This window comes from Corynebacterium canis (assembly GCF_030408595.1).
In the GTDB taxonomy this organism is placed as follows: Bacteria; Actinomycetota; Actinomycetes; order Mycobacteriales; family Mycobacteriaceae; genus Corynebacterium; species Corynebacterium canis.
Genome location: NZ_CP047080.1, coordinates 1,778,421 through 1,800,115, shown reverse-complemented (window position 1 = coordinate 1,800,115; position 21,695 = coordinate 1,778,421). Strand labels below are relative to the sequence as shown.

Sequence of the window (21,695 nt, the reverse complement as noted above, 5' to 3'; positions counted from 1 at the left end):
CCTGATAGGTTGTGAACAAGCGTTGACCTGCGATCGTCCGGAATTTCTTCATTGGGGTGGCCAACGAAGAATGGAAAGACGAGCTGCGGCGTACACGGCGTTTTTGGCCCAGATTCGTCCGGAACTTCGTTGGGGCCCCGAATGAAGAATAGAAAGACGAGCCCAGGTCAGCGGTTGCACACAACCCATCGGCGACCTAGGCGGTGGCGCACAACCTTGTCACTGAGGTGGCTTAGGGGCCGAAATCGGCCATTGGTTTTCCACGCTCAGGCAGATTCGACACGCCGGCCGCCGCCCAGTGGTGTTTCCGCAGGAACGCAAAACGGCCGCGTTAGATCTGCCTGAGGCAGATGTGACGCCGCCGAGTTTTCAACACAAAATCTAGGAATTACCCTCCAACTACCACTGATTGCCTCGCCGGTAGCCGCGCCAAGTTTCGGGGAGCCGGAGTGTTCGGGGTGAAACCGTGAGGGGTAGTATGACCGGCAGGCATTTCGGTTGGCTGCCCCTTTTTCATTTTGCGTGGGGTAGCGCAAGGTTTTTATTATCCGGATTGTGTGATCGATTGCGGGGACGGCCAGGTATGTCGCCTCCCGCCTGAGCGCAAAAGGAGCGCGTTACGTGTGTACTTGTGATAATCCCCAGCATGCTGGATTCCGGGTTCCCGCCGGGGTGCCGGTTGGCACCGCGATGCGGGAGTTGGAATTGCCCAACAAGGGCCCAGAGGCGATTGTGTGCGTGCGGGATGCTGAGGGGCAGCTGAAGGACTTGAGCTTTGTGCCCGCTGAGGATGCGGAATTTGTTCCAGTCCCGGCTAATTCGGAGGAGGGGCGTAGCGTTATTCGCCACTCCACTACACACGTGCTTGCGCAGGCGGTGCAGGCTGAGTTTCCCGGCACGAAGTTGGGTATTGGTCCCGCCATTGAGAATGGTTTTTACTATGATTTCGACGTCGCGGAACCGTTCACGCCGGAGGACCTGAAGCGCATTGAAAAGCGCATGAAAAAGATCATCAAGTCGGGTCAAAAGTTTGAGCGCCGCGTGTACGGGTCTTTGGAGGAGGCCCGCGAGGCCCTCGCCGCCGAGCCGTACAAGCTGGAGCTGATCGAGGATAAGGGCAATGTAGATCCGAATTCGGAGGAGGCCACCGAGGTTGGCGCTGGCGAGCTCACCGGGTATTACAACGTGAACCCGCGTTCGGGCGACGTCGAATGGTATGACTTGTGCCGCGGGCCGCACGTGCCCACCACTCGGTATATTCCGGCGTTTGCGCTTACGCGTTCTTCGGCCGCATATTGGCGCGGCGATCAGGCAAATGCCGGGCTGCAGCGCATCTATGGCACGGCGTGGGAGTCGAAGGAAGCGCTTGATGAATATCAGACGATGTTGGCGGAGGCGGAGCGCCGCGATCACCGTCGCCTCGGCGCCGAGCTTGATCTGTTTAGCTTCCCCGATGAGATCGGCTCCGGTTTCCCCGTGTTCCACCCGGACGGTGGCATCGTGCGCCTGGAGATGGAGGAGCATTCTCGGCGCCGCCATATCGCCTCGGGTTATTCCTTTGTGAATACCCCGCACATCACTAAAGGCGATTTGTTTGCAAAGTCCGGCCATTTGGATTTCTATGCGGATGGCATGTTCCCCCCGATGCAATTGGACGGGGAAACGGATGCGGATGGCAATGTGACAAAGCAGGCTCAGGATTATTACGCCAAGCCGATGAATTGCCCGATGCATAACCTGATTTTCGCGTCGCGCGGCCGTTCCTACCGCGAATTGCCGCTGCGGTTGTTTGAATTCGGCACGGTGTACCGCTATGAAAAGTCCGGCGTGATTCACGGCCTGACCCGCGCCCGCGGCTTTACCCAAGACGATGCGCACATTTATTGCACCGAGGACCAGCTGGAACAAGAGCTGTCCACGGTCATCGATTTTATTATTTCCCTGCTGCGCGATTACGGCTTGGACGATTTCTACCTGGAGCTTTCCACCAAGGACCCCAAGAAGTTTGTGGGCTCGGATGAAATCTGGGAAAAGTCCACGGAGATTCTGCAGCGTGTGGCCGATAGGTCCGGCCTTGATCTCGTGCCGGACCCGGGTGGCGCCGCGTTTTACGGCCCGAAGATTTCCGTCCAGGCGCGCGATGCGATCGGCCGCACGTGGCAGATGTCCACGGTGCAATTGGATTTCAACCTGCCGGAGCGTTTCAATTTGGAGTACACGGCTTCGGATGGCACGAAGAAGCGCCCGATCATGATTCACCGCGCCCTGTTCGGCTCGATTGAACGTTTTTTCGGTGTGTTGCTTGAGCATTATGCGGGCGCGTTCCCGGCGTGGCTCGCTCCGCACCAGGTGGTGGGTATTCCGGTGGCGGATGATTTCGTCCCTCATCTCGAAGATGTGTGCGCCAAGCTGCGGGAGCGTGGGATCCGCGCCGAGGTGGATACTTCGGACGATCGCATGCAGAAGAAGATCCGCAATCACACTACGGGCAAGGTTCCGTTTATGCTGTTGGCGGGAGCTCGCGACGTCGCGGCCGGGGCGGTTAGCTTCCGGTTCCTCGACGGCTCGCAGGTCAATGGTGTTCCCGTTGCGGAGGCCGTTGAGCTGATCGAACAGTGGGTTCGCCAGCGCATCAATGACCAACCGAGTGAGGAATCTGTTGCAGCACGACGATAGTTTTGTGGATCAGGGTTTGGGAACCCCGGACCGCCTCGAACGCCTGTGGGCACCGTACCGGATGCACTATATTGCCCAAGGCGCGAATGAGGATGAGGGCAGGTTCCGGGACCCGTTCCTTGAGGTGCCGCGCATGAGCGATGAGGAGGGCCTGATCGTGGCCCGCGGCGAGCTCGTGTACTGTGTGCTGAATTTGTTCCCTTATAATTCCGGCCATATGCTGGTGGTTCCGTTCCGCAAGGTCGCGGAGTTTGAGCATTTGACGCCGCCGGAGATGACGGAGCTGATGTTGTTTGGTCAGACGGCGATCCGCGCGTTGAAGCAGGTGTCGCGTCCACATGCCATTAATCTTGGTTTTAACCTGGGGCGTTCGTCGGGCGGCTCTGTGGGCGATCATTTGCACATGCATGTGGTTCCGCGGTGGAGCGGCGACGCGAATTTCATGACGATTATCGACGGCGTGAAGGTCCTCCCGCAGGTGCTGCGTGAAACGCGCGCACTTCTGGCGCGGGCCTGGTCCGAGCTTGAGGATGCCCCTGGTTCCGTCACGTTGTAGTCCGATAAGATGCGCCAAGGTTTTCGAGCTGCGGCGAGGGAAGGTAGCGCAATGCTGAGTGTGCACGGCCGTCGTCCGGCGGCCGTTGTGGTGGAGCCTGTGGCTAAGGCGCTGCTTGCGTTGGGAGTGGCACCCAATGTGGTTACCGTGGTGTCCGCCGTGATTACGATCGCTTTGGCCGTGTGTTTGATTCCTAGCGGGCACCTTGTGTGGGCCGCTGTATTGTCCGGATTGTTTGCCGCCATGGATATGATCGACGGCACGATGGCACGTATGAGCGGCGGCGGCACCAAGTTCGGCGCGACTCTCGACGCCACGTGTGACCGCATCACCGATGGCGCCCTGTTTTCCGCCATCACGTGGTGGCTGATTTTTCGTTACGACGCCCCGACCGCCACCGTCGTCGCTTCCTTCGTTGTCCTCGTCGCGTCCCAGGTCATTTCATATGTGAAGGCCAGGGGCGAGGCCAGCGGTTTTACCATGGTTGGCGGGCTGATCGAACGCCCCGAACGGTTATTGCTGGGGTTGGGCGGCATCGGATTGACGGGCCTTGGCGTCCCGCTGGCCATTGATATTGCCATTTGGCTGCTGGCGTTTGGTTCCGTGTTCACGGTGGTGCAGCGCTTGATTCAGGCGTCCAAGTCCCCGCACGCCTCGGCGCCTGCCGAGCCGCCAGCGGGTTCGAAAGAGGCGATGCCATGAGGGCCCGTTTGACCCTGCTGGGGTATCGCCTGGGGTGGCGGTTGGTGCGTTTCCTGCCCGAACCGTTGGTAGCAAGCGTGTTCAAATTCGGTGCGGATTTCGCCTCGCGATGGGGGCGCGGCATGCCGCAATTGCGGGCCAATCTCGGCCACGTGGTGGGGCCGGAACGGGTGACCAATCGACTGGTTCGGGACGCGATGCGATCCTATGCCAGGTATTGGTTGGAGACCTTCCGGCTGTCCGCCCTCGTGTCCGATGATCTATTCGCACAATTGCGCGATTCGGTGCGGGGCCGAGAGCATTTGGAACGTTCGGTGGCCAGCGGCCGCGGGGTGATCCTTACGCTCCCGCATTCCGGAAATTGGGAAATGGCGGGCGCGTGGTTGGCGCACGATCACGGCGGTTTCGCCACGGTGGTGGAACGCCTCAAGCCCGAGGAGTTGTTTCGAGAATTTGTGCAATTCCGCGAGTCCCTGGGGTTCCGTGTGATCCCGGATCGGGGCGGCACCGAGCGCCCATTCGACCAGCTGCGCGGGGTGCTGGAGCAGGGCGGCATCGTGGCGCTTATGGGGGATCGCGACCTGAAGGGCAAAGGCGTGCCGGTGGAATTCTTCGGCGCCCCCACCACCATGCCAGCGGGCGCGGCGGCCTTGGCCTTGCAGACCGGCGCCTGCCTGCACGCCGCACATGTCCATTTCACGGAAGCTGGCTGGGGCATGCGTGTCTCCCCGGAAATCCCGGTGGATGAACTCGCGCCAACCGTCCAGCGAATCGCACACGAATTTGAAAAGGGGATCGGGGCGTATCCGCAGGACTGGCACGTGCTGCAGCCGGTATGGAGGGCACCATGAAGATAGGTATGGTGTGCCCTTATGCCTTCGATGAACCCGGCGGGGTGCAAGCCCACGTCCTCGATCTTGCCGAGCATTGCATCGCGGCGGGCCATCAGGTTTCCGTGTTGGGTCCGTGCCGCCTTACCACCCAGGTCCCGGATTTTGTTGTGCGGGGCGGTAATTCCGTCCCCATCCCGTACAACGGTTCGGTGGCGCGCGTTGCGGTGGGCCCGCATATGTTTCGAACGGTCAAGCGGTTTATCGCGGAGGGGGACTTTGATGTATTGCACGTGCACGAGCCGAATTCGCCAAGTTATTCCATGGCCGCATTGCGGGTCGCGGAGGGTCCGATCGTGGCCACCTACCATGCCTCCAGCCAGCGTTCCCGCGCGCTCAAATTGATGAGCGTGGTGCTGCGCCCGTGGCTGGAAAAGATTCGCGGCGGCATTGCGGTTTCCGAGATGGCCCGTCGGTGGCAGGTGGAACAGCTCGGTGGCGATTCGGTGCTGATCCCAAACGGGGTGGACACGGCCCGTTTCGCGGCGGCCCGGCGCGCCCCAGGCGGCACCCCGGAGATCGTGTTTTTGGGTCGCCTCGACGAGCCCCGCAAGGGCCTCGACGTGCTTCTCCGCGCCCTCGATGACCTAGAACACGAGTTCACCTGCACTGTGATCGGGGGCGGCACGCCGCGCCCGCACCCACGGGTGAATTACGTGGGCAAAGTATCCGACGAAGACAAGGCCACCATCCTGGGGCGGGCCGATATCTATGTGGCCCCCAACCTCGGCGGGGAAAGCTTTGGCATCGTGTTGGTGGAAGCCATGGCGGCCGGTTGCGCGGTGGTGGCCAGCGATCTGGAGGCCTTCCACGCCGTGGCGGAAGGCGCGGCACGGTTTTTCCATCGCGGGGACTCCGCCGCATTGGCCCGTGAGCTCGATCGTCTGCTCGCCGACCCTGCGGAGCGCCAGGAGCTGGCCGAACGCGGGATCGAACGCGCCCGGCGTTACGATTGGGACTCCGTGGCCAAAGACGTGCTGCGGGTATACGAAACCGTCGCCGGAGGAAAGGTGCGCCTATGTTCGCGCTTTGGCTCGTCCTAGTCGCACTAGTGACGTTATGCGTGGCGTGGGCCTACCATACCGCCCAGCGGCTCAATAGATTACATATTCGAACGGATAGTGCACGCCAGTCGTTGCAGGCGGCATTGGATCGGCGAGCGGCGGTGGTGGGGGCGCTGTTGCCCGGCGCGGCGTCGATAAGCGGGGCTGCGGAAGCGGTGCCACTGGTGCCGGAACGCTTCGAACAACGTGCCGCCTGCGAGCAGAAAGTGTCCGCACTTATCGCGGGCTGGGAAGGCGAACTGCCCGCGGCGGTGGTCGATGCGGAAGCCCGCGTGCAACTCGCCCACAGGTTCTATAACGACGCCGTCGCGGATACCCGCGCGCTTCGGGTTCGGCCATTTGTTCGGCTCTTCTATTTGGGTGGGACGGCCCGGCTGCCGGAATTTTTCGAATTCGCCGCGCTGTAGTGGGCGGGGCAGCGGCAGAATTCTCAAGCGAATAAAAAGGGGCGTGTGAGCGGACGGGGGCAACCCGGTTTATCATGGTTGGAAGTCGTATAGACGAAGACAGATTTCTACCTAGGAGACCAGAGTTACAGTGAGCAACGACACCCCCACTCTCGGCACCGCACGCGTCAAGCGCGGCCTTGCCGAAATGCTCAAGGGCGGCGTCATCATGGACGTTGTCACCCCCGAGCAGGCGAAAATCGCCGAAGACGCAGGCGCCACCGCGGTCATGGCGTTGGAACGCGTTCCCGCCGACATCCGTGCGCAGGGTGGCGTTTCCCGCATGTCCGACCCCGATATGATCGAAGGCATTATCGAAGCCGTGTCCATCCCCGTGATGGCCAAGGCGCGCATCGGTCACTTCGTGGAAGCTCAGGTCCTGCAATCCCTCGGCGTCGACTTTATTGACGAATCCGAGGTGCTGACCCCCGCCGACTACAAGAACCACATTGATAAATTCGCCTTCAATGTGCCCTTCGTGTGCGGCGCCACCAACCTGGGCGAGGCGCTGCGCCGCATCAATGAAGGCGCCGCCATGATCCGCTCCAAGGGCGAGGCCGGAACCGGCGATGTCTCCAACGCCGTGACGCACATGCGTTCCATTCGCGCGGAGATTAACCGCTTGAAGTCCATGGCCACGGATGAAATCTACGTTGCCGCCAAGGAAATGCAAGCGCCGTACGAACTGGTGCTCGAGGTAGCGACGACCGGCAAGCTCCCCGTGGTGCTCTTTACCGCGGGCGGCATCGCCACGCCTGCCGACGCCGCGATGATGATGCAGCTCGGCGCCGAAGGTGTGTTCGTGGGCTCCGGCATTTTCAAATCCGGAAACCCCGAACAGCGCGCTAAAGCCATCGTGCAAGCGACCCAAAACTTCGACGACCCGGCGACGATCGCCAAGGTCTCCCGCGGGTTGGGCGAGGCCATGGTCGGCATCAACGTCGACGAAATCCCAGTGCCGCACCGCTTGGCCGACCGCGGCTGGTGATAGGGTATCGGGGGTCTCGGGGGCGGGTTCGGGGGATTCGGGTGGGGGTTGGGGTTGCGCCGCCGATGAATTGTGCACGTCCGTTCTAGAGTTGGTTACCCTTGGGCGTATCGGTGGCCGCAGGAACATCACGGCGCGGATCGTGGTGACAAGGACGGGCCAGGTGAGGAGCCAAAAGATGTTGACTTACGATTACGTTGATGAGTTTCCGTGGGCGCGGGAATCCGTTTCGGCCTACTACGAATCCCCCGGAACGATTGTCCGCCTTACCCCCGAATGGTTTGCGTCGGTGGTGCAAGAACCCACGCAGGGATTGCGGGTCGGATCTCGCAGCGAACTCTTGTTGCGGCCGGCGTGGCTTTCGATGCTTTCGGGGCGCACATTGCCGGGGTCGGTGCGGCCTGGGGTGCGGTGGGTCGCCGAGCATATTGAATATGAACAAGGGCGAAGATTTGTCGACCAAATGGCCCAAGGCCCGCTCGCGGATTGGCGGCACGAACACGTGTTCGCAGAGCTAGGCGACGGCGCAAAACTAGGCGAGGGTGCGTCTGGGGCGCGGTGCCGCGTGTCCGACCATGTCGAGTTCGATCTGCCCGACCCCGGCCCACGGCAGTACACGCGTGCGGGCGTGACCTTGACTTCAAGGATTTTCGGCGAACTCGATAGGGTTTTCGCGTACCGCAGTGCTCAGACCCGGGCCGATTTAGAGTTCCAGGCGTGGTTGCGCGCCGTGACGGGCGCAGACGCTGCGGCGGCTGAATCGCCGAAAACCATTGCGATTAGTGGAGCGACCGGTCTGGTAGGCACCGCATTGTCAGCGTTCCTGCGGGCGCTCGGGCACCGAGTGGTTGCGCTTACACGAAACCCACCCGAAGCTGCGGTTCCGGGTGTGGAATTTGTGTCCTGGAATCCGGAGAAACATGAGCTAGATCCCGAGAAACTCATTGGTGTCGATGCGGTGGTAAACCTTGCCGGGGCGTCGATACTCGGGCCGTTTACTCAGCAGCACAAGCGTGCGATTTACCAGTCGCGGCGCGACGCCACGTGGACGCTGGTGGAAGCCATGAAAGCGGTGCGCAAGGACGGCGGCCCGCAGGCGTTGATTTCAGCCTCGGCGAGTGGTTTTTATGGCCACAATGCCGAAGAAGTGAGCGAATCCGGCGCGGGTGGCGATGATTTTCTGGCCACGGTTTGTCAGGAATGGGAAGCCACCGCGCTTCGCGCTCAACAGTTCGATATCCGCGTCGCGCTTGTGCGCACCGGGCTGGTGCTTTCCGCACGCGGCGGGTTGCTGGCCGCGCAATTGCCCCTATACCTCGCGGGGTTGGGCGGTGCGCTCGGCGGCGGGAAAAGTTGGATGCCCTGGATTAGCCTGGAAGACATGATTCGCGTGTACGCTTTCGCGGCGCTAAACCCCCAGGTCAGCGGCCCTATCAATGCGGCGGCTCCGCACCCGGTACAGCAGCGCGAGTTTGCCAAAACCCTCGGCGAGGTAGTGGGACGACCAACGCGTGTGCCAACGCCGGGGTTCGTGCCGTCGCTGGTGTTGGGTAAGCAGGGCGCGCGGGAGTTGGCGCTGAGTTCCGCCCGGCTCATTCCGGAAGCGTTAACCGAACAAGGATTTGAATTTAGATTCCCTCATTTGGAGTCCGCCCTGCGGCATTCGCTGGGTCGTTCCGCGGCGAACTGACCGAACGCACAGGCGAACCAACCATCGAACTGACCGAACGTTTCAACCAGCGAACGGGGGTGCCTTGATATTGATGGCTGTGTAAGCGAGTACCCTGATACGCACTCTGCTCACCCCCGATATTGAGGAACCTGGAACCTAAATATGTCGCAGATTGAGACAATTCTGAGCCTCGAACAGATTGACCTGGATATTTTCCGCGGCGCTACCGTAGAAACGGCGTTGCAACGTACGTTTGGTGGGCAGGTTGCCGCACAAACGCTCGTAGCCGCGACGCGGACCGTGGACGAGGCATACGATGTTCATTCGCTCCACGGTTATTTTGTTGCGCCGGGCAGGTCTGAAAAACCGACGGTATTCCTCGTTGATCGCATCCGCGATGGCCGCAGTTTTTGCGCCCGCCAGGTGAAAGCCGTGCAGGATGGCCGCCCGATTTTCATCATGCAGGCGAGCTTCCATCGTCGCGGTGACGAGGGCGTAACCCACTCCGACGTGATGCGCGAGGTGCCGGACCCAGATTCGATCGTGATGGATATGGAGGAGATGCGTTACACCACGCGGAAGCTGCTCGCGGAGTGGTCCGAGTGGGATATTCGCGTGGTTCCCAGCGATCAGTTCCAGCACAATCCTTATACCCCGAGCCAGCAGGTGGTGTGGTTTCGCTCCAAGGCGAAGCTGCCGGACGATGATACGTTCCATGTCTGCACGCTCGCATATATGTCCGATATGACGTTGCTGCAATCCGCGTTGGTGCCGCACCCAGACGCGCAGGTGCAGGAGGCGTCGCTGGATCACGCGATGTGGTTCCTCCGCCCGTTCCGCGCCGACGAGTGGTTGCTCTATGACCAAGTCTCGCCGTCCGCAGCGAACGGTCGCGCCTTAACCCACGGTCGAATCTTTGATCGCACGGGAAACCTGGTGGCGGTTGTTACGCAGGAGGGTCTAGCGCGTACTCTAAAGCCTGGCACGAAGGCGATCCCCATGACCGGGATTTAGGGTTTCCGCACAATTCGGCGAATCCGCCACGCCGCCGCGCCGTGGTAATAGAACATCATTAAGCAATAGAACAGTGGGTTATATCAGCGTGATCGGTATTTTGGCTGTGCAGGGCGGCGTGCAGGAACATGAGCGCACGCTTGACCGATTGGGGGTTCCGCATCGCCAGGTGCGCCGCATTGAGCACCTCGAAGGTTTGAGCGGCATTATTCTGCCCGGCGGCGAATCCACAACGATGTCGAAATTATTGGAGCTCGGCGGCATGCTGCACCCGCTTTGCGACGCCCTCGCATCCGGCCTGCCTGCCTATGGCACCTGTGCCGGCATGATTTTGCTGGCTTCCGAGATCCTGGATACCCGCCCCGACGCGCATAGCTTGGACGCGATTGATATGACCGTGCGCCGCAACGCGTTTGGCCGCCAAGTGGATTCCTTCGAGGCGGATCTCGACGTCGCGGGCATCCCCGCCCCAGTAACGGCAGTGTTTATCCGCGCGCCGTGGGTTGAACGTGTGGGCGATCAGGTCGAGGTTTTGGCCCGCGTGCCCAGCGGTCCGGCGGCGGGCGCTATTGTCGCGGTCCGCCAGGGCCGCTGCATGGCGACGTCGTTTCATCCGGAGGTCACGGAAAATACATCGGTTCACCAGCTGTTTCTGCAGATGGTGGCGGAGGCGGGATATGTTCATCACTTGCCGGAACAGGAAGTGACAGCTCAGCGCGTATAATCGACCCACTGGAATACGCGACTTTATTTCACTGAGATTATCGACGAAAGGTACGAGATGGCCGGCCACTCTAAATGGGCAACCACCAAGCACAAGAAAGCGGCGAACGACGCTAAGCGTGGCAAAGAGTTTGCCCGGCTTATCAAAAATATTGAGGTGGCGGCGCGCATGGGCGGGGGAGACCCAGCCGCAAATCCGACGTTGGATGACATGATTAAGAAGGCCAAGAAGGCCTCCGTCCCCAACGATAATATTGAGCGCGCCCGCAAGCGCGGTTCCGGTGAGGAAGCCGGAGGCGCCGATTGGGAAACCATTATGTACGAAGGCTACGGCCCGAACGGCGTCGCAGTCCTCATCGAATGCCTGACCGATAACCGGAACCGTGCCGCCACCGAGGTTCGCACTGCCATGACCAAGAATGGCGGAAATATGGCCGAATCCGGCGCCGTGTCCTACCTCTTTACTCGGAAGGGCGTCGTGCTCGTGGCTAAAGGTGATTTAGCGGAGGACGACGTCCTGCTCGCGGTCCTCGACGCTGGGGCTGAGGAAGTCAACGACCTCGGCGATCAGTTCGAAGTGGTGTGCGCTGCCGGTGACATGGTCGCAGTAAAAGAGGCGCTTATCGACGCCGGCATTGAGGTCGACGAGGCCGACTCGGATTTCCGTGCATCGGTGGAAGTCCCCCTGGAAGCGGACGGCGCCAAGAAGATTTTCCGCCTTCTCGACGCCCTCGAAGATTCCGACGACGTCCAGAACGTTTATACGAATATGTCGTTGAGCGATGAGGTCCTCGCCGAAATCGAAGGCTAACTCCTCCTAATCCCCGTCACCCAGTGCCCCGAACCGGTCACTGGGTGTTTTGGTATTCGCCCACGGATCCCCGAGGGATTGGCCACGCACCTTACATGAAGCTTTCGCACCCAATCGCCGTGCTGCGCGAATGATCCACCTGCTTACAACGTGTTTCTCCGCTTTTTTCTGCGGTTGCGGTGGGATTATACCCTTTTGGCGTGCTGGCCGCCACCTTGTTGCTGCTGGAACCCTGTGTGCCTGTGGATTGTTTCAAGTTATCCACAGGTTGGTGGGGTGTGTTTGGGAAACCCCTAGGTTTTGTGCTGTTTTAGGGTTATCACTGGTGCTATGGGTTTGTTTCAGCGTCGCACCAAACTGCTCGACACCTCTTTCATCAACATCACCCGCCGGCTTGCCATGCCGCGTGGGTACTGTCGTGCGAGCCGGGAGGTGGAGTGGGGTTCGCGGTATCACCCGCAGCGCCTGGGGTTTGCCGCCCCGATCATGCTGCGGGCACGGGCGCATTTCACCCAAACCCCGAATGTCATTATCGGCGGCTGGGCCGCCGCAGCCTACGCCGGTTTGAAGTATTGGGTGGATGATGCCCACATCACCGTGCATGTGGCCAGTAATTTCCAACGCAGCCACAGCGTGTTGGACGCCACCCGCCGCAGGCTGCGGCCGGGCACCAGGGTGTGGACACCGGATCAGGAACTACCCGGCATGCAGGTCGTTGCCCCCGAATACGCGTTGGTGGATTGCTTGATTGATCTGCAGCGTGACCGCCATTCCTGGTGGGTCTACCAAGTACCCAACCTTGCTAACTGGGAGGTCCGCGCCATCCAGTTGATTGACGCGCTGCGCGCATGCACCACCTTGAACTTTCAGCTGGTGCGTGACATCGCGCGGAATATTTTCAGCGCCCGCCAGTTGAAAAAACTGCTGAACCTGTCCCGCACGGGTGCGCAGTCGCCCCCAGAGACTGTGTTGCGGTTGATTGCCGAGCAGCTTCGCCAACACCTGGAGGTGCAAATCCCGATCTATGACTCCGGTGCGCTGGCAGACGATGGCACACCCCTGCTGACCGTGCTTGATTCCGGCTGGCCCGATATTCGCGTTGGTTTGTTCTATGACGGTGCCCACCACCTTCAACGCAGCCAACGTGACTACGATGCGAAAGTGTTGATCCGGCTACGCGAACTCGGCTGGGAACCACTGCGTATCACCCACGGGCTGCTGCAAAAACCCCACGAACTGATCACCACCCTACGCCGCGCCATCCACCGCGCCGAAACCAACACACAAACACCAAACACCGAATCCTGACGCCGAACCCTAACGGCCGAATCCGACGGGCCGAATCCTCACGGCGAATCCAAACGGCTGAATCCTGGCGGCTGAATCCTCACGTCGAATCCTCGCAGCGATCGTTCGCTGCACCCCAACACCTGGGCCTAGTCGCCGACCTGCCTTGTTGCTGCGCGCCCATACTTTTCGGTGAAGTCCGAAACCCGGCGCACCCCGGCCCATTGTTGCGCTGCGCCTGCCCCGCCACTTCCGTCTGCCCGCAGCACCCCGCAACTGCCCGTAGCAGAAGCGCCCGCATTCCCCGGCCGCGTCAAATCTGCCTGGCTGCTGTCCGGCTACGTCACATTTGCCTGGCTGTGCCGGATCTGCCTGATTTTTGGGCCGAGTTTTCCTGGGGAAACACAGCCGCGACGAATCTGCCTCAGGCACATCTAACACGGCAGGCACCGCAGGCAGATTCTCACCGCCACGCCAGGTGATGTGGCGCGTTGAAGGCCGGAATTTTCCGCGCTCATGGCCGACCATTTTCCATACTCAGGCAGATTCGACACGCCGGTCGTCATGCGGTGGTGTTTCCGCAGGAACGCGAAACGGCCGTGTTATATCTGCCTCAGGCAGATCTGTCGCGGGTGGAAGGCAGGCAGATTCCGCAGGAGAGTATGCGGCGGGCCCATCCGGGACCGAATCCGACGTGCTCTTCCTCAGCGGTGACGCGGTCGAGCCCAGCGATAATGCAATCCTTAACCAAACGCTTCGCAATATTCGGCGGCACACCACATTGCGGCACACCACGTTGCGGCACACCACGTTGCAGCACACCACGTTGTGGCACACCACGTTGTGGCACACCACGTTGTGGCACACCACGTTGTGGCACACCACGTTGTGGCACACCACGTTGCAGCACACCACATTGCGGCACACCACGTTGCGGCACACCACATTGCGGCACGGCAGTTCCGCTTGCCGCGAGTGGTCCGGCTAGAATTTAGGCCGATGTATTCCCATGCTGCGCCCGCCCCGCGGCCACCGTCGTTGGGAGCTTTCGGCGGGGCGTGTACCACCAATAGCAAACCCTGCGATGAGGATGGAGCAATCGTATGAATCTGGAAGGCTTGCGGGTCATGGGTATTGATCCTGGCCTGACGCGTTGTGGTTTGTCGGTGGTGCAGGCGGGTCGGGGTCGTGCGGTACTGCCGGTGGCTGTGGGGGTGGTGCGCACTCCGAGTGGCGCGGAGCTTACGGAGCGATTGTTGCGTTTGAGCAAGGCGGTTAAGGAGTGGATGCGGGACTATGATCCAGACGTCGTAGCCATCGAGCGTATATTCGAGCGCGGCAATGTGTCTACCGTGATGCATACCGCGCATGCTGTGGGGGTGCTTGCGTTGGCGGCGGCGGAGCGGGGTATTCCGGTGCATATGTATACCCCCAGTGAGGTGAAAAAGGCCATTTCAGGCAATGGTCGCGCCGATAAGAAGCAGATGACGGCGATGATTACTCGTATCCTTGGCCTTGGTGAACCTCCGAAGCCTGCCGACGCCGCGGACGCGTTGGCGTTGGCTGTGTGTCATTGTTGGCGCGCGCCGTTGTTGTTGCGCCAGGAGGCGACGTTGAAGCAGGTGGAGGCGGTGCGGCGGCAGCAGCAGGGTAAGCTGGGCCAGGCGAAGGCGCAGCAGTTGCAGGCGCGGTCGCGGTCGGCGAGCCATCACCGTGGTAGGGGCGCGGTGGCGCCGGATGTGTTCCCTGGAAGTAGGAGTAGTAGATGATCGCTTCGTTGCGCGGCACTGTGTTGAGCATTGGGCTGAATAGTGCCGTAATCGAATGCGCTGGCGTGGGGTACGTAGTTACCGCCACACCGCAAACCTTGGCTACCTTGCGCCGCGGTGAGGAGAGCCTTGTGCTCACCACCATGGTGGTGCGGGAAGACGCCATGAATTTGTACGGTTTCACCGATGATGCCAGCCGCGAGATGTTTAGTCTGCTGCAAACCGTTTCCGGCTTGGGTCCACGCTTGGCTCTTGCTGCGCAGTCTGTGATGAATCCCGCCGAGTTGAGTAACGCGATTGCGGGTGGTGATGCGAAGTTGTTGCAGCGTATTCCCGGTGTGGGTAAGCGAATGGCTGAACGCATGATTGTTGATTTGAAGGATAAGGTCATCGCGTTTACCACCAGCGGGCAATCGTTTGCCGACGCCCCTTCGGGCACCGCCCTGCCGCACCCCGGCGTGGCCGTCGATCAGGTGACGGAGGCGCTGGTTGGTTTGGGTTTCCCGGAGCGTTCCGCTACCGCGGCGGTGACTGCTGTGCTTTCCGCCACGCCGGAGTTGGATACTTCTGCCACCTTGCGGGCGGCCCTTGCATACTTGGGAAAGAAGTAGCGAGGAGGCGGTATGGGTGATGTAGAGAAAACTGAGTTTCAGCTGCCCGATGGTTTGCCGGAGTGGCGTCGCGGCCCGGATTCTTCCGTGGAGCCCAACCGCCAGGAGACTGATCGTGACGCGGAGGCCGGCCTGCGTCCGAAGAGTTTGGATGAGTTTATTGGGCAGCCGAAGGTGCGCAATCAGCTGAGCTTGGTGCTTACGGGCGCGAAGAACCGCGGCGCGACGCCGGACCATGTGTTGTTGTCGGGCCCGCCGGGTTTGGGCAAGACGACGATGGCGATGATTATCGCACAGGAGCTCGGTTCCAGCCTCCGTATGACCTCCGGCCCGGCATTGGAACGGGCGGGCGATCTCGCGGCCATGCTTTCGAATCTTATGGAGGGCGATGTGCTGTTTATCGACGAGATTCACCGCATCGCCCGCCCCGCCGAGGAAATGTTGTATATGGCGATGGAGGATTTCCGCATTGACGTGATCGTGGGCAAGGGGCCCGGCGCGACGTCGATACCCTTGGAAATCGCCCCGTTTACGCTGGTGGGGGCGACGACCCGCTCGGGCATGCTCACTGGGCCGTTGCGCGACCGCTTCGGGTTTACCGCGCAAATGGAGTTTTACGACGTCCCGGACTTGACGCGGGTGGTCACGCGCGCCGCCCGCATTCTGGGCGTGGGCATTCAGGAGGATGCGGCCACGGAGATTGCCTCGCGCTCGCGGGGGACGCCGCGCATCGCCAACCGGCTGCTCCGACGGGTGCGCGATTTTGCGGAAGTGTATTCGGATGGCCATATCGATCTTGGGGCGGCGAAGGCCGCGCTGATTGTGTTCGATGTGGATGAGATGGGCTTGGATCGGCTGGACCGTGCGGTGTTAAGCGCGCTGGTAAAGAATCACGGCGGCGGCCCGGTCGGGGTGAGTACGCTTGCGGTGGCGGTGGGGGAGGAGGCGTCGACAGTCGAGGAAGTGTGTGAGCCTTATCTCGTACGCGCGGGAATGATGGCGCGAACTGGGCGCGGGCGCGTGGCTACGGCGGCTGCGTGGCGGCACCTTGGGCTGGAACCGCCGCAGGGTACGCCGGGGGATTATCAACCCACCTTGTTATAGCCCAAGAATCTGGCACACTAAGGCAATGCCAGAAATACTGTTATTAGGTGTTGTCCTTATTATCTTCCTCGTGCCTTCGCTGCTGCAATTGCGGCGGCAGCAACGGGTGATCACGCAGCGGCGGGCGTTGCAGGCGAGTCTGCAGATCGATGAGCAGGTGGTGGTTGCCTCCGGCCTGCACGGCCGCGTGGTTGCCGTGCGGGAACACGAGGTGGACCTAGAGATCGCCCCAGGGACCGTCACTACGTGGGACATCGAGGCCGTGGTGCGGCGCGTGGAGCCGCAGGTGGAGCGGGGTGAGCAAGCGGCTGAGGAATAAGAGTGTCTGCGCTAATGACGTACCATATCGTTTGGACTAGATTTGAATAGGTCTTTTTTAGGTTGGGCACTTTCCGCGCTGGGTTGTTTCCGCGGGGTGCGTGTCTGATCGTTTCGTACATCAATCCTCGAGGAGAAAAACCCAGTGGCATCGTCATCCGCGCGCTCACGCGTCGGACTCGCCAACTGGCCCAAACTTGCATTGACATCGTTTGTGGCCATCCTGGTGATCATCTACGCGCTGATCTTTTTTACCGGTGATCGCACCGCCAAACCCAACCTTGGCATTGACCTGCAAGGCGGTACCCGGGTTACCTTGGTGCCGCAGGGTGAAGAACCCACCCAGGAACAATTGGCGCAGGCCCGCACGATTCTGGAAAACCGTGTCAACGGCATGGGCGTGACCGGGGCCAGCGTGATCGCCGACGGCAATACTCTCGTGATTACCGTGCCGGGGGAGGATACCTCCCAGGCCCGCGCCTTGGGGCAAACCTCGCAGCTGCTGTTCCGCCCGGTGGAGCAGCCCGGCATGCCGGATACCGCGGCGCTGATGAAGGTGACCGAGGAGATGGCCAATCGGTGGGTGGAGCTCGGCGTGATCACGCCGGAGCAGGCCAATACTTCGCTGGAGGACCTGGCCAAAACCATGAGCACCGCCGTGGACGCGCAGGGCAACCCCGTGCCGGACGAGGCGAATAAGGTGGAGGCGCCGAAGGTTTCCGCGAAGGCACCGGGGGAGGCAAAGAACTCTATCGACGCCGCGGAACGCCGCCAGAAGATCACGGAGATGCTGCGCGCGGACCGGCAATCGGAGGATCCGACGATGCAGATCGCCGCGGCCAACCTTTTGCAATGCGGCCAAGAGTTGGATCCCATCGCGGGCAGCGACGAGCCCAGCAAACCGTTGGTTGCTTGCGACGCCGCGACAGAGGAAAAGTACATCCTCGGCCCGGCGCCGCTGCTGGTGGGGCAGACCGATGAGGTGCACGGCAAGCGCCTGACGGGTAATGAGATTGATACGAACCGCCCGATTACCGGCGGGTTGAACCCCGAGACCGGCCAGATGGAGATCAATTTCGCCTTTAAGTCCGAGGGCGAGGAGCAGGGCGCGGCCACCTGGTACGAGCTGACCCAGGAGTACCTGCAGCGCCAGGTCGCCATCACCTTGGATTCGCAAGTGATTTCGGCTCCGCAGATTCAATCGCCGACGCCGCCCGGCTCCGGCACCTCCATTACCGGTAAGTTCTCGCAGCAGGAGGCCACCGAGCTGGCCAATAACCTGCGCTATGGTGCCCTGCCGCTCAGCTTTGCCGGCGAAAACGGTGAACGCGGCGGCACGGCGACGACGGTCCCGGCGTCGTTAGGCATTGCCTCGTTGAAGGCGGGCCTTATCGCGGGCCTGGTGGGCTTGATTTTGGTGGCGCTGTTCGCCTTCGCCTACTACCGCGTGTTTGGCTTCGCGGCGGTGTTCTCGCTCTTTGCCTCAGGCGCACTGGTGTACGGTTCGCTGGTGCTGCTCGGCCGTTGGATCGGCTACTCGCTGGACCTGGCGGGCGTGGCCGGTTTGATCATTGGTATCGGCACCACCGCGGACTCCTTCGTGGTGTTCTACGAGCGCATCAAGGACGAGGTGCGTGAAGGCCGCACGTTTAGGTCGGCGGTGCCGCGGGCGTGGGAGCGCGCCAAGCAGACAATTATCTCCGGTAACTTCGTGTCCCTGATCGCCGCCGTGGTGCTCTATATTTTGGCCGTGGGCGACGTCAAGGGCTTTGCGTTTACCCTCGGGTTGACCACGGTGTTCGACCTCTTGGTCACATTCTTTGTTACCGCGCCGCTGGTGGTGCTGGCGTCGCGGATCCCGTGGTTTGCTAAGCCGGCCGTCAATGGCCTGTCCAGCGTGATGAAGGTGGCGGAGCGGAACCGCGCGGAAGTGGTTGCCGCTGGTGGCGCGCGCGCCGATGAAGCCGATGATAAGGAAGAGGAGAAGTAAATGAGCTCCACCGGAATAATGAAGCGCCTGTACACGGGCGAAGGCGGAGTGAACTTCGTGGGTCGCCGCCGCCTCTGGTACACCATCACCGGCGTGGTGCTTGCGGTGTGTATCCTGATGGTGATTATCCGCGGCTTTACGCTCGGCATTGATTTCCAGGGCGGCACGAAGATAAACATGCCGGCGGGGGATTTGGACCCCACGCGGGTGGAGCAGGTGTTTACGGAGGCCACCGACGTTGAACCTGTGATGGTGCAGATCGTCGGCGCCGGGGATTCCCGCGTGCTGGAAATCAACTCCGAACGTTTGAGCGACGAGCAGATTGCGCAGGCGCGGGAGGCGCTGTTCGACGCGTTTAAGCCCGAGGACGGCACTGGGACGCCTTCGCCCGACGCCATCGGCGATTCCACGGTTTCGGAGTCTTGGGGCTCCACGATTACCAATCGCATGCTGATTTCGCTGGGCGCGTTCCTTGTGCTGATCTTCGGCTATATCGCGTTTCGCTTTGAGCGCGATATGGCGATCTCCGCGATTGCGGCGTTGGGTGTCGACGCCGTGGTTATTGCGGGCATCTACGCATTGATCGGCTTCGAGGTGACCCCCGCTACCGTCATTGGGTTGCTTACTGTGCTGTCCTTCTCGCTGTATGACACGGTGGTGGTGTTTGACAAGGTCAAGGAGAATACCGCCGGCTTTGAGTCCACCACGCGGCGGACGTATGGGGAGCTTTCGAACCTGGCGATCAACCAGACGGTGATGCGTTCGATTTCCACGACGGTGATTTCGGCGTTGCCGATCGCCGCGCTGATGGTGGTGGCGGTGTGGCTGATGGGCGTGGGCACGCTGAAGGACCTCGCCTTGGTGCAGCTGATCGGCATTATCGAGGGCACGTTCTCCTCGGTCTTTTTGGCCACGCCGTTCCTAGTGAGCCTGAAGAATCGGCAGCGCAAAGTGCGCGAGCACAATGAGCGAGTTGCGGCCGCGCGGGCGGGCGAAAATGCATCCGAAGATGATAGTGAAGATGCTTCTGACAAGGGAGAATTTGCGCGCAATGCAGATGGTAAGCGAATTGTCTCCGTACCAGCAGCACCTGCGCCGCGTCGTAGCACGCAAAATGCATCTGGGAAGAGTTGGCGCCCAGGTTCCGAATAGGAATTCAATTCGATAACTAAAACGTCGCATTTGTATTACGCAAAGGCGACGTTTTGCTTATATTTAGGGCGTCGCGTTTCGGTGGGGCGCAGTGTTGCTAGGGTGGGCAACTACCTGCGGTTTCTTAAAATATTTTCATTTTTGCCCCCAAGATGGGTGGCGCGGACTACCCCCGTTTTTGGGGGTGAATAAATCTATATCTGTCCAATTTGTCACAATTTGCGTAGAAATCCCTTGTGTGCGAATGAACTTTAGTGAAGTATCGCAATTAGTGCGGCTCTAGTCCTTGTCCAATTCCAGTTGCCTTTACTGGTGTCGTACTGCTCAGGCTTATTGAGAGCTTATTGAGAGTTTTCACTACCGTTTTTCAGTTTTGTTTCACCCAAGGAGTACAGAAGTTATGAAACGTTCTCGCTTACTTGTTGGTGCTGTTGCTACCGGCCTTGCGGCCACCGTGATTCCGGCACCCGCGTACGCGTGCGATGACGTATGCGACCAGCCGGGAAATCCTGGAGTTACCACACCGGATACTCCAGACGCGCATGATGCGATCCAGGGCGCTGTGCAAAGCGTGCAGCTGTCCTCGGGCCTGTTAAGGCTCAACGAGTCGATCCCGATCCTTTCCGGATCCTCCGCAGCTTCTGCTCCTGTAGTTGCCCCTAGCGCTCCGGCGGCGGGTTCCGGTGCCGCGGCCGCTGGCTCCGCAGAGGCCGCACTTGGTTCTTCCGCAGGTTCGGCAGCCGCATCCGCAGGTACGAGCGCAGCATTAAGCGCCCCGGCAGTGGGGTCTGCCGCAGGTTCCGAAGCAGCATCCGCAGGTACGAGCGCACTGTTGAGCGACCCAGGTTTGGGCTCGGCAGCTGCCTCCGCCGGCACCAGCGCAGCGCTGAGTGGCCCGGCGACTTCATTTATCCCGGATATGACCGTGGCTGTGGGCGTTCCCTTCAGCTACCAAATCCCGATCGCAGCTGGTTCCTCGGCCCCGCTTCTGAGCGGCCTGCCAGCCGGTCTTTCCTACGACCCCTACAGCGGGTTGATTTCTGGCGTGGCGTTGTCCGGCCCGGCCCGCATCTGTGATGTCGGGGTCATCGGTGACGATGGCAGCAGCCTGGGCAGCTTCTCCATGTCGCTGTCCGACGACGCCGCGCTGGGTAGCGCTGCCGGTTCCAGTCAACTATCCAGCGCCGGTAGCGCAGCAGGCTCGAGCGCCCTTTCCGGCGGCGGTAGTGCCGCAGGTCTAGGCTCTGGCGCGGGTTCCAGCGCGGGCCTTGGCTCCGCTGCCCTCGGCTCGGGTGGCCTTGGTTCCGGCGGGGGTAGCTCCACCGCGGCTGGTTCTGCGGCCTTTGGTGGTTTGCTGTCCAGTGTGGCCGCATTGGCCATCGGTGCTGGCGTGCTTGGCGCATTGTCTGCGGGCTCTAGCGATTCCGGTAAGGGCGGCGGCGATGACCAAGATAAGCCCACCGCACCCGATAAGCCTGCCGAAAACGCACCCGGCGGTAAGGGTATCCCGAAGAATGAGGGCCAAGGCGGCGGCGCACCTGAGGGCGGAACTCAGCCCGGCGGCAAGGGTGTCCCGCAGCAAGATGGCAAAGGTGGCGGCGCACCTCAGAATAATCAGACCGCCGTTGCGGCTGCCCCGAAGCAGCTAGCAAACACCGGTGCTGCGGATAGCATTAACGCGTTCTTGTTGTCTCTGGTCGCGTTTGCGGCTGGTGGTTCGTTATTGTTGGCACAGCGTAAGCGCCGTTAGGCGTTAGCAAACCGGTACCAACAAGCGTCATTGTCTGCGGGCAACATTCCCGCAGGCAGTGGCGTTTTTTGTATGGAGCTAGCGCCGTGTGGGTGGTGGCCCAGGCGGCCTGGGTATCAGCGGCCGCGTCCCGAATTTCTCGCGTAGAGTTTGAACTTTTTCGAACCATCAG

General features: G+C 61.1%; 20 protein-coding genes. All 20 read left to right on the top strand.

Annotation, left to right across the window (positions count from 1 at the left end; genetic code table 11):
• The first annotated feature begins 690 nt into the window (after positions 1-690).
• The 20 genes from thrS (at position 691) to CCANI_RS07805 (ending at position 21,523) form a co-directional block, all read left to right on the top strand.
• Positions 691-2,676 carry a threonine--tRNA ligase gene (thrS, locus tag CCANI_RS07900; protein ID WP_246118229.1) on the top strand — a complete coding sequence of 662 codons (1,986 nt, stop codon included), beginning with the start codon at positions 691-693 and terminating at the stop codon, positions 2,674-2,676.
• Positions 2,648-3,232, top strand: coding sequence for an ATP adenylyltransferase (locus CCANI_RS07895; RefSeq protein WP_425457339.1), 585 nt, complete (start codon positions 2,648-2,650; stop codon positions 3,230-3,232). The genes thrS and CCANI_RS07895 overlap by 29 nt, the downstream gene beginning before the upstream one ends.
• A gap of 51 nt (positions 3,233-3,283) precedes the next feature.
• Positions 3,284-3,934 carry a phosphatidylinositol phosphate synthase gene (pgsA, locus tag CCANI_RS07890; RefSeq protein ID WP_146324560.1) on the top strand — a complete coding sequence of 217 codons (651 nt, stop codon included), beginning with the start codon at positions 3,284-3,286 and terminating at the stop codon, positions 3,932-3,934.
• Positions 3,931-4,785, top strand: coding sequence for a phosphatidylinositol mannoside acyltransferase (locus CCANI_RS07885; RefSeq protein WP_146324559.1), 855 nt, complete (start codon positions 3,931-3,933; stop codon positions 4,783-4,785). Before pgsA ends, CCANI_RS07885 begins: the two co-directional genes overlap by 4 nt.
• Positions 4,782-5,867 carry a glycosyltransferase family 4 protein gene (locus tag CCANI_RS07880; protein WP_146324558.1) on the top strand — a complete coding sequence of 362 codons (1,086 nt, stop codon included), beginning with the start codon at positions 4,782-4,784 and terminating at the stop codon, positions 5,865-5,867. Before CCANI_RS07885 ends, CCANI_RS07880 begins: the two co-directional genes overlap by 4 nt.
• Positions 5,843-6,295, top strand: coding sequence for a hypothetical protein (locus CCANI_RS07875; protein ID WP_146324557.1), 453 nt, complete (start codon positions 5,843-5,845; stop codon positions 6,293-6,295). Before CCANI_RS07880 ends, CCANI_RS07875 begins: the two co-directional genes overlap by 25 nt.
• A 130-nt stretch (positions 6,296-6,425) precedes the next feature.
• Positions 6,426-7,322 carry a pyridoxal 5'-phosphate synthase lyase subunit PdxS gene (gene pdxS, locus CCANI_RS07870; RefSeq protein ID WP_146324556.1) on the top strand — a complete coding sequence of 299 codons (897 nt, stop codon included), beginning with the start codon at positions 6,426-6,428 and terminating at the stop codon, positions 7,320-7,322.
• Positions 7,323-7,500: 178 nt separating this feature from the next.
• Positions 7,501-9,012: a TIGR01777 family oxidoreductase gene (locus CCANI_RS07865; RefSeq protein ID WP_146324555.1), complete on the top strand. Its 1,512-nt coding sequence runs from the start codon at positions 7,501-7,503 to the stop codon at positions 9,010-9,012.
• Between the two features lie 144 nt (positions 9,013-9,156).
• The gene (locus CCANI_RS07860; protein WP_146324554.1) at positions 9,157-10,008 is read left to right on the top strand and encodes an acyl-CoA thioesterase; all 852 of its coding nucleotides are present in this window, start codon (positions 9,157-9,159) and stop codon (positions 10,006-10,008) included.
• 73 nt (positions 10,009-10,081) lie between these two features.
• Positions 10,082-10,732 (top strand): pyridoxal 5'-phosphate synthase glutaminase subunit PdxT, encoded by a 651-nt coding sequence (gene pdxT, locus CCANI_RS07855; RefSeq protein ID WP_246118227.1) that lies wholly within the window; start codon positions 10,082-10,084, stop codon positions 10,730-10,732.
• A 57-nt stretch (positions 10,733-10,789) separates the two neighbouring features.
• Entirely contained in the window at positions 10,790-11,542 is a 753-nt protein-coding gene (locus tag CCANI_RS07850) for a YebC/PmpR family DNA-binding transcriptional regulator (RefSeq protein ID WP_146324553.1), read from the top strand.
• Between the two features lie 330 nt (positions 11,543-11,872).
• Positions 11,873-12,850, top strand: coding sequence for a putative endonuclease domain-containing protein (locus CCANI_RS07845; protein ID WP_146324552.1), 978 nt, complete (start codon positions 11,873-11,875; stop codon positions 12,848-12,850).
• 673 nt (positions 12,851-13,523) lie between these two features.
• The gene (locus CCANI_RS07840; RefSeq protein WP_146324551.1) at positions 13,524-13,817 is read left to right on the top strand and encodes a pentapeptide repeat-containing protein; all 294 of its coding nucleotides are present in this window, start codon (positions 13,524-13,526) and stop codon (positions 13,815-13,817) included.
• A gap of 115 nt (positions 13,818-13,932) precedes the next feature.
• Positions 13,933-14,598 (top strand): crossover junction endodeoxyribonuclease RuvC, encoded by a 666-nt coding sequence (gene ruvC / locus CCANI_RS07835; protein ID WP_246118226.1) that lies wholly within the window; start codon positions 13,933-13,935, stop codon positions 14,596-14,598.
• Positions 14,595-15,209 carry a Holliday junction branch migration protein RuvA gene (ruvA, locus tag CCANI_RS07830; RefSeq protein WP_146324550.1) on the top strand — a complete coding sequence of 205 codons (615 nt, stop codon included), beginning with the start codon at positions 14,595-14,597 and terminating at the stop codon, positions 15,207-15,209. The genes ruvC and ruvA overlap by 4 nt, the downstream gene beginning before the upstream one ends.
• Before the next feature lie 12 nt (positions 15,210-15,221).
• Complete coding sequence (gene ruvB / locus CCANI_RS07825; RefSeq protein WP_146324549.1) at positions 15,222-16,313, top strand: Holliday junction branch migration DNA helicase RuvB; 1,092 nt, start codon at positions 15,222-15,224, stop codon at positions 16,311-16,313.
• A gap of 25 nt (positions 16,314-16,338) precedes the next feature.
• The gene (gene yajC, locus CCANI_RS07820) at positions 16,339-16,632 is read left to right on the top strand and encodes a preprotein translocase subunit YajC (protein WP_146324548.1); all 294 of its coding nucleotides are present in this window, start codon (positions 16,339-16,341) and stop codon (positions 16,630-16,632) included.
• A gap of 144 nt (positions 16,633-16,776) precedes the next feature.
• The gene (gene secD / locus CCANI_RS07815) at positions 16,777-18,621 is read left to right on the top strand and encodes a protein translocase subunit SecD (protein ID WP_146324547.1); all 1,845 of its coding nucleotides are present in this window, start codon (positions 16,777-16,779) and stop codon (positions 18,619-18,621) included.
• Positions 18,622-19,773 (top strand): protein translocase subunit SecF, encoded by a 1,152-nt coding sequence (secF, locus tag CCANI_RS07810; RefSeq protein ID WP_146324546.1) that lies wholly within the window; start codon positions 18,622-18,624, stop codon positions 19,771-19,773. It abuts the gene before it with no gap.
• A gap of 400 nt (positions 19,774-20,173) precedes the next feature.
• Positions 20,174-21,523 (top strand): LPXTG cell wall anchor domain-containing protein, encoded by a 1,350-nt coding sequence (locus CCANI_RS07805; RefSeq protein ID WP_146324545.1) that lies wholly within the window; start codon positions 20,174-20,176, stop codon positions 21,521-21,523.
• The last annotated feature ends 172 nt before the right edge of the window (positions 21,524-21,695 follow it).